Origin of the sequence: Kitasatospora sp. NPDC056446 (genome assembly GCF_042796115.1) — a bacterium.
In the GTDB taxonomy this organism is placed as follows: Bacteria; Actinomycetota; Actinomycetes; order Streptomycetales; family Streptomycetaceae; genus Kitasatospora.
Genome location: NZ_JBHTRF010000016.1, coordinates 60,392 through 75,155, shown reverse-complemented (window position 1 = coordinate 75,155; position 14,764 = coordinate 60,392). Strand labels below are relative to the sequence as shown.

Annotated in this window: 2 protein-coding genes (1 of these 2 only partly in view); both read left to right on the top strand. The window is 77.7% G+C overall.

Annotated elements, in window-relative coordinates; genetic code table 11:
* Window positions 1-5,393 carry the 3' portion of an SDR family NAD(P)-dependent oxidoreductase gene (locus ACFQ6N_RS12830; RefSeq protein WP_380648865.1) on the top strand. The gene continues 1,567 nt to the left of window position 1, outside the view, so 5,393 of the gene's 6,960 nt are visible here — the last part of the coding sequence; its start codon lies beyond the left edge, outside the window; the stop codon is at window positions 5,391-5,393.
* On the top strand, window positions 5,390-14,764 hold the full coding sequence (locus ACFQ6N_RS12825) for an SDR family NAD(P)-dependent oxidoreductase (protein WP_380648864.1): 9,375 nt from the start codon (window positions 5,390-5,392) through the stop codon (window positions 14,762-14,764). The genes ACFQ6N_RS12830 and ACFQ6N_RS12825 overlap by 4 nt, the downstream gene beginning before the upstream one ends.

Sequence of the window (14,764 nt, the reverse complement as noted above, 5' to 3'; positions counted from 1 at the left end):
GCTCCCCGCACACCGCCGACGCGCTGGCCGAACTCGCGGCGGGCGTCCCGGACCCGGACGTCCGCTACACCCGGGGGCGGCGCGAGGTCCGGGACGTCCGGCCGGTGCCGGCCCCGGAACACCCCGCGCGGCTGCGCGACCGGGGCGTCTACCTGATCACCGGCGGCCTCGGCGGGGCCGGCCTGGCCCTGGCCCGCCACCTGGCCCGGACCGTCCGGGCCCGCCTGGTGCTCTGCGGGCGCACCGCCGCCGACCCGTCGGTGGGCGCCGAGCTGACCGCCCTCGGGGCGGAGGTCGCCGTCGCGGCGGCGGACGTCACCCGCGCCGAGGACGTGCGCCGGGTCGTCGACCTGGCGGTGTCCCGGTTCGGCGCGCTGCACGGCGTGGTCCACGCCGCCGGCGTGCTGCGCGACGGGCTGATCGCGGGCAAGGCCGCCGAGGACGTCCGCGCGGTGCTCGCGCCCAAGGTCGACGGCGCCCGCCACCTGTACGAGGCGACCCGGCACCTCGGGCTGGACTTCCTGGCGCTCTTCTCCTCCACGGCGGGGGCGTGGGGCAACCCCGGCCAGGCCGACTACGCCTGCGCCAACGCCTTCCTGGACGGCTTCGCGGAGGGCAAGCCGGGCGTGGTCTCGGTCGGCTGGCCGGCCTGGGCCGAGGGCGGGATGCCGCTGGACACCGCCGGGCTGCGGCGGATGGGCCTGCGGGCGATGGACACCCCGACCGCCGTGGACATCCTGACGCGGGCGATCGGCAGCGGCCGCCCGCACCTGGTCGCCCTCGTCGGGTCGGCGGCCCGGATCACCGGCGAGTTCGGGCCCGTGGCGGAGACGGCCCCCGAGCCGGCGCCCGAGCCCGCACCGGTCCGTCAGGCCGCGCCCGCGCCCCTCGCTGAGCGGACCGCCGTCCCGGACGTCCGGGATGTTCCGGACGTCCGCGACGACGACGCGATCGCCGTCGTCGGGATCAGCGGGCGCTACCCGATGGCCCGCGACCTGGACGAGTTCTGGGCGAACCTGCGCACCGGCCGCGACTGCATCACCGAGGTGCCCGCAGAGCGCTGGGACCACCGGGCGATCCACAGCGACACCAAGGGCGTGTTCGGCCGCTCGTACGGCCGCTGGGGCGGCTTCGTCGACGGCATCGACGAGTTCGACGCCGCGTTCTTCCACATCGCGCCGAACGAGGCCGCCGTCCTGGACCCGCAGGAGCGGCTGTTCCTCCAGGAGGCGTGGCACGCCTTCGAGGAGGCCGGCCACGCCCCCTCGGCCTGGCGGGGCCGGGACGTCGGGGTGTTCGCCGGGGTGATGTACAACCAGTACCAGCTGCACGGGGTCCGGGAGGAGCCCGGCGTGGTGCCGTCCTCGTTCAGCGCCTCGATCGCCAACCGGGTCTCGTACTTCCTCGACCTGCGCGGGCCGAGCATCGCCCTCGACACCATGTGCTCCTCGTCCCTGACGGCGATCCACCTCGCCGTCGAGGCGATCCGGCGGGGCGACTGCGAGGCGGCGCTGGCCGGCGGCGTCAACCTGCACGTCCACCCCAACAAGTACCTGCTGCTGAGCCAGTCGTCGTTCCTCTCCACCGACGGCCGCTGCCGGGCCTTCGGCGAGGGCGGGGACGGCTACGTGCCCGGCGAGGGGGTCGGCGTGGTGCTGCTGCGCCCGCTGCGCGACGCGCTGCGCGACGGCGACCACGTGCACGCCGTCATCCGGGGCACGACCCTCAACCACGGCGGCCGTACCGGCGGCTTCTCGGTGCCCAACCCGGCCTCCCAGGCCGCGCTGGTCGTCCGGTCGCTGACCGGCTCCGGCGTGGACCCGGACGCCATCGGCTACCTGGAGGCGCACGGCACCGGCACCAGCCTCGGCGACCCGATCGAACTCGACGCCCTGGAGCGGGCGTTCGACGAGGTCGGCGCCGGTCGCGGCCCCTGGCCGATCGGCTCGGTCAAGTCGAACATCGGCCACCTGGAGTCGGCCGCCGGCATTGCCGCCGTCAGCAAGGTCGTGCTCCAGTTCCGGCACGGGCAGCTCGTGCCCTCCCTGCACGCGGATCCGCTCAACCCCGCCGTGGACTGGGCCGGTTCGCGCTTCCGCGTGCAGCGCGCCACCGAGCCGTGGGCCGCGCCGGAGGGCGGGCCGCGCACGGCGGCGATCAGCTCCTTCGGCGCGGGCGGCGCCAACGCCCACCTGGTGCTGACCGAGCACCCCGCCGAGGCGGTGGCACCGGCGCCGGCCGAACCCCGGCTGTTCGTGCTCTCCGCCAAGGACGCCACCCGGCTGGACGCCGTGGTCGAGGCCCTGCTCGCGCACCTGGAGCGGACGGCCCACGGGGACGCGGCCCCGGCGCTGGAGGCGATCCTCACCGAGGTGGTGGGCTTCCGGGCCGACCCGCGCGAACCGCTGGCCGAACTCGGCCTGGACTACCCGCGCCTGGCCGAACTGGCGCACCGCGTCGAGACGGCCTTCGGCGTCCGCCCGCTCATCGACGGGGGCACCACCCCCGCCGACCTGGCGGCCCGGCTCGCCACGCACGTCCCGGCCGTGGACGCCGAGGCGCTCGCCTACACCCTCTGGGCCGGCCGCGACCACCTGGACGAGCGGCTCGCCGTCGTCGCCACCACCACCGCCGAGCTCGCCGAGGCCCTGCGCGCCGGGACCGGCTACCGAGGCCGCCGTCGGCGCGGCGCGGCGCCCGCCGAGGCCGGCGACCCGCACACCCTGGCCCGCGCCTGGGTCGGGGGCGCCGAGACCACCCTCGCCCCGCCCGCGCGCCCGCGCCGGCTGTCGCTGCCCGGCTACCCGTTCGCCCGCGAGCGCCACTGGGTCGAGACCGGCCGGGTGGGCGCCCGCCCGCAGGCCGAGGGGGTCGAGCTGATCGAACTGGCCGACGGGGACGTGCTCACCGCGCGGACCTCCCCGGCGGGAGCGCCCTGGCTGGCCGACCACACCGTGGACGGCACCGCCATCGTCCCCGGCGCCTTCCTCGTCGACCTGGTCCTGCACGCCGGGGCCCGGCTCGGCTGCCCCCGGATCGCCGAACTGGTGATCCAGGCCCCGCTGCTGTTCGACGACGCCGACCTGCGGGTCACCGTCCGGCCCCCCGGCGCGGACGGCCGGCGCGAGTTCGAGCTGCACGCCCGCCCGGCGGGCGGCGCCTGGACCCGGCACGCGACCGGCGCCCTCGACCCCGCCCCCGCCGACACCCCGAGCACGCCGGCGCTGCCCGGCGACGCCGAGGAGATCGACGTCACCCGGCTGTACGAGGGCCTGACCGGGTACGGCCCGGCCTTCCGGGGGCTGCGCCGTGCCTGGCGCGCCGACGGGGCCGTGTACGCCGACGTGGAGGTGCCCGGCGGCGACGCCGGGCCCTACGCCCTGCACCCGGTCCTGCTCGACTCCGCCCTGCACGCGGTGGCGCTCACCGGCGTCCTCGACGGCGACCGCCCGCGCCTGCCCTTCGCCTGGACGGGCGTCCGGGTGCACGCCCCCGCCGCGACGGCCGCCCGGGCCAGGGTCGCCCACCTGACCCCCGACACCGTCGAGGTCCGGCTCACCGACCCCGCCGGGCGCCCGGTCGCGACCGTCGAGTCGGTCGTCCTGCGCGCGGCCGGAGCCCCGGCCGACCCGCTGTACCGGGTCGAGTGGGTCCCGGCGGACCCGCCCCGCCCGGAGCGGGCCGCCCGCTACGCGGTGGTCGGCCCCGACCCGGCCGGCGCCGCGGCCGCCCTGGCGGCGTCCGGCGCCGAGGTCGTCCGCGCGGCGGAGCTGTCCGCGCTGGCGGACGTGCCGCCGGTGGTCGTGCTGCCCGTCGCCTCGGACGGCCCGGGCGCCGCCGCCGCCCACACGCTGACCCGGCGGGTGCTCGACCTGGTCCAGGAGTGGCTGGCGGCGGAGCGGTTCGCCGCCGCCCGGCTCGTCCTGCTCACCACCGCGCCCGATCCGGCCACCGCCGCCGCCTGGGGCCTGGTGCGCTCCGCGCAGTCCGAGCACCCCGGCCGGTTCACCCTGGTCGAGGCCGACGGCCTCGCCGACCTGGCCGCCGCCCTGGGCTCCGACGAGCCGCAGCTGTCCCTGCGGGACGGCGAGGTCCGCGCGGCCCGCCTGGTCCGGATGCCCGCCGGGACGGCCGAACCCGCCCCGCGCGGCCACGGCACCGTCCTGGTCACCGGCGCCGGCGGCGCCCTGGCCGGCCCGGTCGTCCGCCACCTGGTCGAGCGGCACGGGGTCCGGGACCTCCTGCTGGTCAGCCGCAGCGGCCGGGCCCCGGAGGGCCTGGCCGGCCTCGACGCCCGCGTCGAGACCGCCGCCTGCGACGTCGCCGACCGCGCCGCGCTCGCCGCGCTGCTGGCCGGACGGACGGTCACCACCGCGATCCACGCCGCGGGCGTGCTCGACGACGGGGTGGTCACCGCCCTCGACGGCGAACGCCTCGACGCGGTGCTGCGCCCGAAGGCCGACGGCGCCGGCCACCTGCACGAGCTGCTGCCCGACGCCGACCTGGTGCTGTTCTCCTCGGTCGCCGGCGTCCTCGGCGGCCCCGGCCAGGGCAACTACGCCGCGGCCAACGCCTACCTCGACGCCCTCGCCCGGCACCGGGTCGCGGGCGGCGGCCGCGCCGTCTCGGTGGCCTGGGGCCCCTGGGCGACGGACGAGGGCATGACCGCCGACCGCGCCCGGCTCTCCCGCGCCGGCATCGAGCTGCTGCCGGCGGACGCCGCGCTGCGGATGCTCGACGCCGCCCTGGCCGGAACCGAGCCGGAGGTGACCGCGATCCGGCTCACCCCCGGCCGCGCCGCCGCCGTCCCGCACCTGCTGCGCGCGCTCGTCCCGCCCGCGCCGGCCGCGGCCGACCCCGCCCTCGCGGGGCTCGCCGCGCTCGACCCGGACGAACGGCGCACCCGCCTGTCGGCCGTCGTGCGCGGCCAGGCCGCCGCGGTGCTCGGCTACGCCGACGCCGGCGCGATCGAGTCCGACCGCTCCTTCCAGGAGCTCGGCTTCGACTCGCTGAGCTCGGTCGAGTTCCGCAACCGGCTCGGCGCCGCGCTCGGCCTGGTCCTGGAGGCCACCCTCGTGTTCGACCACCCCACCCCGGCCGACCTGGTCGCCCACCTCGACGAGCGGCTCGCCGGCGCCGACCACGCGGGCGACCTGCCGTCCCTGTTCGCGGCCTTCGACCGGCTGGCCGCCGAGCTCGCCGCCGCCGCCACCGACGACCTCGCCCGCGACCGGGTCGCCGACCGCGTCCGCGGCCTGCTCGACGAGCTGACGCCGACCGCCGCGCCGGGAACGCTCGACCCCTTCGAGACCGCGACCGACGACGAGGTCTTCGCCCTGATCGACGCTGAACTCGGCAGCCCGCTGCCGGGACTGGAGGACCGTACCCGATGACCACCGACGACAAGCTGCGCGAGTACCTGCGGCGGGTCACCGCGGAACTCCAGTCGACCAAGCGCCGGCTTCGCGACCTCCAGGACCGCTCCGCCGAGCCGATCGCGATCGTCGGCATGGCCTGCCGCTACCCCGGCGGCGTCGCCTCGCCCGACGACCTGTGGGACCTGGTCGCCGAGAGCCGGGACGGCATCAGCCGCTTCCCCGCCAACCGCGGCTGGGACCTCGACGCGCTCTACCACCCCGACCCGGACCACCCCGGCACCACCACCGTCCTCCAGGGCGGCTTCCTGCACGACGCCGCCGAGTTCGACGCCGGGTTCTTCGGCATCTCGCCCAAGGAGGCCCACTACACCGACCCGCAGCAGCGGATGATCCTCCAGGCCTCCTGGGAGGCCGTGGAACGGGCCGGCCTCGACCCGACCGCCCTGCGGGAGAGCCGCACCGGCGTCTACACCGGCGTGATGCACCACGACTACCCGGGCGCCCAGGGCGCGGGCAGCGTCGTCTCCGGGCGGGTCGCCTACCAGCTCGGCCTGCGCGGCCCCGCCGTCACCGTGGACACCGCCTGCTCCTCCTCGCTGGTCGCCCTGCACCTGGCCGTCAAGGCCCTGCGGCGCGGCGAGTGCGACATGGCGCTGGTGGGCGGCGCGACGGTGCTGGCGACCCCGGCCGCCTTCGTCGAGTTCAGCCGCCAGCGCGGACTGGCCCCCGACGGCCGCTGCAAGCCGTTCGCCGCCGCCGCCGACGGCACCGCGTGGTCCGAGGGCGTCGGCGTCCTCGTGGTCGAGCGGCTGTCGGTGGCGCTCGCGGCCGGCCGTCCGGTCCTCGCGGTGGTGCGCGGCACCGCCGTCAACCAGGACGGCGCCAGCAACGGCCTCACCGCGCCCAACGGCCCCGCCCAGCAGCGGGTCATCCGCGAGGCCCTGGTCGACGCGGGCCTCACCCCCGCCCAGGTCGACGTCGTCGAGGCGCACGGCACCGGCACCCCGCTGGGCGACCCGGTGGAGGCCCAGGCCGTCATCGCCGCCTACGGCAAGGAGCGCCCCGAGCCGCTGCGACTGGGCTCGATCAAGTCCAACCTCGGGCACACCCAGGCCGCGGCCGGCGTCGCCGGGATCATCAAGATGGTCATGGCCATGCGTCACGGCATGCTGCCCAGGACCCTGCACCTGGACGAGCCCACCCCGTACGTCGACTGGTCGGCGGGCGCCGTGGAACTGCTCGCCGAGGACACGCCCTGGCCGGCCGGAGCCGAACCCCGGCGGGCCGCCGTCTCCTCGTTCGGCGTCAGCGGCACCAACGCCCACGTGATCCTGGAGGAGCCGCCCGCGGCGGCCGACCGGGACGAACCCGCCGAACCCGCCGAGCCGGTGTCCGGGTCCGCTACCGCCCCCGCCCCCGCCCCCGGCGCCGCGTCCGGGCCGTGGATCTGGCCGCTGTCCGGCCGGTCCGCCGCCGGGCTGCGCGCCCAGGCCGAGGCCCTGACCGGCCACCTGGCCGGGCGGCCCGCCCTGCGACCGGGCGACATCGCCCTCTCCCTGGCCACCACCCGGGCCGCGCACGAGCACCGCGCCGTCGTCCGCGGCGCCGACCGCGCGGAACTGACGGCGGGCCTGGCCGAACTCGCGGCCGGCCGCCCCTCGCCGACCGTGGTCGAGGGCACCGTCGGCCCGGCCGGCGGGGTGGCCTTCCTCTTCCCCGGCCAGGGCTCGCAGTGGCGCGACATGGCGGTGGAACTGCTCGACACCAACGAGGTGTTCCGGGCCCGGATCGCCGAGTGCGCGGCCGCGCTCGCCCCGCACACCGACTTCGACCTGGAGGCCGTGCTGCGCGGCGAGGGGGACCTCGAACGGGTCGACGTCGTCCAGCCCGCCCTGTTCGCCGTGATGGTCGCCCTCGCCGACGTCTGGCGCTCGCTGGGCATCCGGCCCACCGCCGTGGTCGGCCACAGCCAGGGCGAGATCGCCGCGGCCTGCGTGGCCGGCGCGCTCACCGTGGCCGACGCCGCCCGGGTGGTCGCCCTGCGCAGCCGGGCCCTGCTGGCGCTCTCCGGCGGCGGCGGGATGATGTCCGTCGCCCTGCCCGCCGACCAGGTCCGCGAGCGGCTCGGCCGCTGGGACGGCCGGCTGGCCGTCGCCGCCGTCAACGGCACCTCCTCGGCCGTCGTCTCCGGTGACGTCGACGCGCTGGACGAACTCCTCGCCGCCTGCGAGGCCGAGGAGGTGCGGGCCCGCCGCGTCGACGTCGACTACGCCTCGCACTGCTTCCACGTCGAGGCCGTCCGCGACGAGGTCCTGAAGGCGCTCGCGCCGGTGCGCCCGCGCGCCCCCGAGGTGCCGTTCTTCTCCTCCGTCGAAGGCCGGTGGATCGACGGCGACGACGCCTTCGACGCCGACTACTGGTACCGCAACCTGCGCGAGACGGTCCGCTTCGACGAGGCCGTCACCGCGCTCGTCCGGCGCGGCTGCACCACCCTGCTCGAAGTCAGCCCGCACCCGGTGGTCGCCACCGGGGCGCAGGAGACCGTCGAGGCGCTCGACGCCGACGTCGCCGTCGTGCACACGCTGCGCCGCGACGAGGGCGGCCAGGCCCAACTGCTCACCGCGCTCGCCCAGTTGCACGTCAGGGGCGTACGGCCGGACTGGTCGGCGGTGACACCCGGCGCCCGCCGCGTCGAGCTCCCCACCACCGCCTTCGTCACCGAGCCGTACTGGCGCGCCGACGACGACCCGGCCGCCCTGGGCCTGGACCTCGTCGACCACCCCGTCCTGCGCGCCCGCGTCGGCGACGAGGAGACCGTCCTCACCGGCCGGCTCTCCCTGACCGCCCTGCCCTGGCTCGCCGACCACGTCGTCGACGGACTGGTGATGCTGCCGGGCGCGGCCATCGCCGAACTGGCCGCCCGGGCCGGCGACGAGGTGGGCTGCGCGGTCGTCGACCAGCTCACCCTGCTCACCCCGGTCGTCCTGCCCGAGGACACCGAGGTGCGGGTCCGGCTCGACATCGCGGCGCCCGCCGAGGACGGCTCCCGCGCCCTGACCCTGCACACCCGCACCGGCGGCACCGGCCACTGGACCACCCACGCCACCGCCGTCCTGCTGCCCGCCGCCGCCGAACCGGCGCCCGCACCGGCCGCCTGGCCGCCGGCCGGCGCCGAACCGCTCGACGTGGAGGAGCTCTACGCGCGGCTGCGCGGCGCCGGACTGCCGTACGGCCCGACCTTCCGCGGCGTACGGGCCCTGTGGCGCGGCCGCGACGGCGCCATGTTCGCCGAGGTCGTGCTGCCCGGCATCGAGCCGGACGGCTTCGTCCTGCACCCCGCGCTGCTCGACGCCTGCCTGCACCCGGTGGCGCTCGGCGGCTTCCTCACCGGGCCGCACGACCGGCCCTCGCTGCCCTTCGAATGGTCGGGCGTGCGGGTGCACGCGAGCGGCGCCGACACCGTCCGGGTGGCCGTCACCGCCGCCGGCCCCGACGCCGTCCGGATCGAACTGACCGACCCGTCGGGCGCGCCGGTCGCCTCCGTGGACACCCTCGTGCTGCGCCCGCTGCCCGAGGGCGCCCTGGTCCGGGCGGACAACCGCGACCTGCTCTGCCCCCGCTGGGTGGCGCGCGCCCTGCCCGGCGGCGCCGCCGTCGACTACGTGGTGCCCGACCCGGACCTCGCCGCGCTGCTGAAGCGCCGGCCCGCCACGGACGCCGCGCCGTTCGTCCTCGTCCCGGCGCCGACCGGCGACCCGGCCGACGCGGCGGCGCGCGCGCTCGCGACGGTGCAGGAATGGCTCGCGGACGAGGGGGCCCGGGCCGCGACCCTCGTCGTGGTCACCCGCCGGGTCGGCGAGGACGTCGCCGAGGCCGCCGTGGCCGGCCTGGTGCGCTCCGCCCAGGTCGAACACCCCGACCGCTTCCTGCTGCTCGACCTGGCCGACGACTCCGACGCGACGCTCGCCGCGATACCCGCCGCGCTGGCCGCCGGCGAGCCGCAGATCGCGCTGGCCGACGGCGCCGCCACGGTGCTCCGGCTGGAGCGCGCCGCACCGGGCGCGGGGCCGGGTGCCGGTTCGGCCGGCGGCTCGGCGGCGGACCCGGGTGACGACCCGGGCGACGACCCGGACGCCGGGCCCGACAGGGTCCTGATCACCGGGGCCTTCGGCACCCTCGGACAGCTCGTCGCCCGCCACCTGGTCGACACCCACGGCGTGCGCGACCTGGTGCTCGTCGGCCGGCGCGGAGCACAGACCCCCGGCGCGGCCGAACTCGCCGACGAGCTGACCGCCGCCGGCGCGACGGTCGAGACGGCCGCCTGCGACGTCGGCGACCGCGCCGCGCTGGCCCGGCTGGTCGACGGCGCCGGCTTCACCGTCGTCGTCCACGCCGCGGGCGTCCTGGACGACGTCCTGGTCACCGAACTGACGCCGGAGCGCCTCACCCGCGTGCTGGCGCCCAAGCTCGACGCGGCCCGGCACCTGCACGCCCTCCTGCCCGACGCGCGGCTGGTGTTCTTCTCCTCGGCGGCCGGCCTGCTCGGTGGCTTCGGACAGGCCAACTACGCGGCGGCCAACGCCGGACTCGACGCCCTGACCCGGCTGCGCCACGCCCAGGGCCTGCCCGGCGTCTCGCTCGCCTGGGGCCTGTGGGAGGCCGACAGCACCATGACCGAGGGCGTCGACCGCGACGGCTTCGGCCGCTCCGGCTTCCTCGCGCTGTCCGACCGCGCCGGCCTCGCCGCCCTGGACGCCGCCCTCGCCTCGGACGAGCCCGTGCTCGCACCCATGCGGATCGACCCGGCCGCCCTGCGCGCCGTGGGCGACGGGGTACCCGCCGCGCTGCGCGCCCTCGTCGGGGCCCCCGCCCGCCGCACCGCCGCCGGCGGCGGTGCGGCCGTCGACCCCGAACTGGGCCGCCGCCTCGCCGGCAAGGCCCCGGCCGACCGGCAGCGGGTCCTGCTCGACCTGGTGGCCGGACACGCCGCCGCCGTCCTCGGACACAGCTCGCCCGACCTCGTCGACCCCGACCGGGCCTTCAAGGACGTCGGCTTCGGCTCGGTCAGCGCCGTCGAACTGCGCAACCGCCTCTCCGTCGCCACCGGCCTGCGGCTGCCCGCGACCGTGGTCTTCAGCCACCCCAGCCCGGCCGCCCTGGCCCGCCACCTGGACGACCTGCTCGCCGGCGCGCAGACCGTCCAGCCGGCCGCCCCCTCCGCGCAGGCCGACCAGGACGACCCCGTCGTCCTCGTCGGCATCGGCTGCCGGCTCCCCGGCGGCGTCCGCACCCCGGACGACCTCTGGGAACTGCTGCGCGCCGAACGCGACGGCATCGGGCCCTTCCCCGAGGACCGCGGCTGGCCGCTCGACCGGCTCGACGGCCCCGACCCGGTCAGCACCACCCGCTACGGCGGCTTCATGGCCGGCGCGACCGCCTTCGACGCGGCCTTCTTCGGCGTGTCGCCGCGCGAGGCCGTCGCGATGGACCCGCAGCAGCGCCTCCTGCTGGAGACCGTCTGGGAGGCCTGCGAGGACGCCGGGGTCGACCCCGCCACGCTGCGCGGCACCCGCACCGGCGTGTTCGTCGGCTCCATGTACCAGGACTACGGCCGCCTCCTGGACGGCGCGGCCGAGGGCTTCCTCGCCCCCGGCGTCGGCGGCGGCGTGCTGTCCGGCCGGGTCGCCTACACGTACGGCCTGGAAGGCCCGACCGTCACCGTCGACACCGCCTGCTCGTCGTCCCTGGTGGCCCTGCACCTCGCCGCCCAGTCCGTCCGGGCGGGGGAGTGCGACCTCGCGCTGGCCGGCGGCGTCACCGTGCTGTCGACCCCGATGGTGTTCGTCGAGTTCAGCCACCAGCGCGGCCTGGCCGCCGACGGCCGGTGCAAGCCGTTCGCCGCCGCCGCCGACGGCACCGCGCTCGGCGAAGGCGTCGGCATGGTGCTCGTCGAGCGCCTCTCCCGGGCCCGCGCCCACGGCCACGAGGTGCTCGCCGTGCTGCGCGCCAGCGCGGTCAACTCCGACGGCGCCAGCAACGGCCTCACCGCTCCCAACGGCCGCGCCCAGGAACAGGTGATGCGGGCGGCCCTCGCCGCCGGCGGCCTGCGCCCCGCCGACGTGGACGCCGTCGAGGCACACGGCACCGGCACGGTGCTCGGCGACCCGATCGAGGCCCAGGCGGTGCTGGCGGTCTACGGCCAGGACCGCCCGGAGCCGCTCTGGCTCGGCTCGCTCAAGTCCAACCTCGGGCACGTACAGGCGGCGTCCGGCATCGCCGGCGTCATCAAGGCCGTCCTGTCCATCCGGAACGGGCTGCTGCCGCGCAGCCTGCACCTCGACGAGCCGTCGCCGCACGTCGACTGGAACTCCGGGAACGTCGCCCTGCTCAGCTCGGCCCAGGCCTGGCCCGAGCGTCCGGGCCCCCGCCGGATGGGTGTGTCCTCGTTCGGGATCAGCGGGACCAACGTCCACATGGTGATCGAACAGGCGCCCCCGGCGGACACCGCCGAGCCGACCGGGCCCGACCTGGACGGTGTGCCGTGGCTGCTGTCGGCGCGCTCCGAGGCGGCCCTGTCCGCCCAGGCCACCCGCCTGCTGGCGGCCGACACCACCGACCTGCCCGCCGTCGCCCGCGCCCTCGCCACCACCCGGTCCGCCCAGCGGTACCGGGCGGCGGTCACCGGCACCGACGAGACCGCCCTCCGGACGGCCCTGACCGCCCTGGCGGCCGGCCGGACCGACCCGGGCCTGCGGCGCGCCACCGCCGGACGGCCCCGGCTCGCCCTGCTCTTCACCGGGCAGGGCAGCCAACTCCCGGGCATGGGACGGGAACTGTACGAGACCTTCCCGGCGTACGCGCGGGCCTTCGACGAGGTCTGCGGGCACTTCGACCTGGGTGGCCCGCTGCGCGAGGCGGTGTTCGGCTCGTCCGGGGTGGCGGCGCCCGGCGAGGAGGGCTCCGCTCAGGAAGGGCAGCTCGACCGTACCGAGTACACCCAGGCCGGGCTGTTCGCCCTCCAGGTGGCCCAGGCCCGGCTGCTCGCCTCCTGGGGCGTGACGCCCGACTTCCTGATCGGCCACTCCGTCGGCGAACTCTCCGCCGCCTGCGTGTCCGGCCTGATCCCGCTCGACCGGGCGGCCGCCCTGGTGACCGCCCGGGGCCGGGTGCTCGGCGCCCTCCCGCCGGGCGGAGCGATGGTGTCGGTCCGCGCGTCCGAGGACGAGGTGCTCGCCCTGCTCGACGGCCGCGAGGACCAGGTGGCGATCGCGGCCGTCAACGGACCGGCGGCCGTGGTCCTCTCCGGGGACGACGAGGCCGTGACGGCGCTCGCCGCCGACCTCGCGGTCCGGGGGCACCGCACCCGCCGCCTCAACGTGGGCATCGCCTTCCACTCACCGCTCGTCGAACCGGCGCTCGCCGAGTTCCGCGAGACCGCCGAGGCGGTGCGCTTCGGGACGGCCCTGATCCCCGTCGTCTCCACCGTCCGCACCGACGCGCCCATGGACACCGCCGACTACTGGGTGGACCAGCTGCGCGGATCGGTCCGCTTCGCCGACGCCGTCCACCGTGCCCACCAGGACGGGGCCACCGCGTTCCTGGAAGCCGGCCCCGACGCGGTGCTCGCCCCGGCCGCCGCGGCCTGCCTGCCCGACCTCCCCACCCGGCCCGTCGCCCTGCTGCGCCGGGACCGCACCGACGTCCGCGCGGCCACCGAGGCGCTGGCGGCCCTGCACACGTCCGGGGTCACGGTGGACTGGGCGGCCGTCCACGAGGGCCGGCCGCTGCGCCGGGTGCCGCTGCCGCGGTACGCGTTCCGCAGCCGGCACTACTGGCCGACGGTCACGGTGCCCGCTCCCTTCGCGCCCGCGGCCACGGCGTCCGCTCCGGCGGACACCGCGCCCGTGCCTCCGGCGGCTGCCGTGCCCGTGCCCCCGGCGCACACCGCCCCCGCTCCTCCGGCGGACAGCACCCTCGCCCCGCTCTGGTCCGCGTTGGAGAACGACGACCTCGCCGCGGCACTGGGCCTGCTCGACCTGAGGGGGGACGAGACACCCGCCCAGATCCTCGCGGCGCTCGGCCGGCTGCGCTCCGGCGCCCCGCTCCCGGCCGTGCAGACGGCCCGGTGGCGGCGCGTCCCGGACGGACCCGCCCCGACCCTCGACCAGGACGTGCTGCTCCTGGCCCCGCCCGGCGGCGACGACGACCTGGCCGACGCGCTCGCCGGGGCCCTGGCCCGGCACGGCGCACGCGTCCGGACGACCGGCGACGAACGGCCCGACCTCGTCGTCGCGCTGCCCGGCGCCGAACCGCCCGCCGCACCCGGCGTCCCGCGCTGGACCCTCGGCACCGACGGCACCGGCCTGGCCGTCCTCGCCGGCGACCACGCGGTGATCCTCCCGTCGGTGGTCGACGCCCGGGCCCGGGCCCGGCTCTGCGCGGTGATCGCCGAGGGCCACCCCGAGGCCCGGATCGACGCGGACGGGGTGTCCGTCCGCGACTACGAGACGGTGGAACCGGCCGACCGCTGGCGCCCGGCAGGCGACGTCCTGCTCTCCGGCCTCCCGGACGGGCTCACCGAAGCGGTGGCCGACGCCGTACGGCGTACCGGCGCCCGCTGCCTGGTCGCCGGGGACAGCCCCTGCCCGCCCGGCGCCGTCCGGCTCGCCGAGGCGGAGGGCGCGGTCGCGCTCACGGCGGCGATCGTCGGGGCCGGGGCCGAAGCCGGGCTCTCAGAGCAGGACGGGACGGTACCGCTGGTCGCCGTCGTGTCGGTGGGGGAGCGGGTGGCGGAGCCGCCGACCGCGATCCTCGCCCTGGGCCGCACCGCGGTCGCGGTGGCGGTCGCTCCGGGACTGGACCCGAGGACGGCGGCAGCCGGACTGCTCCGGGCACTGGCCACGGGCGAGCCGGCGCTCCGCCTCGTCGACGCGGACGCACCCGCCGCGGCCTCCGAACCGGTCGTCGCCGCCGTACCCACGCCCGTACCCGTACCCGTGGCCGCGCCCGCCGCCGAACCGACTGCCGTCGACTCGGCCCCCGAGCCCGAGCCCGAGCCCGACCTTGACCCCGCGCCCGGCCCCAACCGGGAGGCCGAACTCTGGCTGGCCCTGGCCGCGTTGCCGCGCGACCAGTGGCAGGACGCCGTCCTGAGCGGTGTCCGAGGACTGGTCGCCGCCGTCCTGGGGCACGAGTCCGCCGACGAGGTGGGCGTCGAGGACGAGTTCTTCGACCTCGGCCTCACCTCCGTCACGGCGATCGAACTGCGCGACCACCTCGTCGCCCTGACCGGCCTCGACTGGGCCGCCGACGTGCTCTACGAGAACCCGACACCCCAGATCCTCGCGGACCAGGTCATCGACCGCCTGGCCACCGCGATGGACTGA

Coding starts and splice junctions, on each gene's coding strand:
- ACFQ6N_RS12825 (WP_380648864.1), top strand. CDS start 5,390: ATGACCACCGACGACAAGCTGCGCGAGTACCTGCGGCGGGTCACCGCG.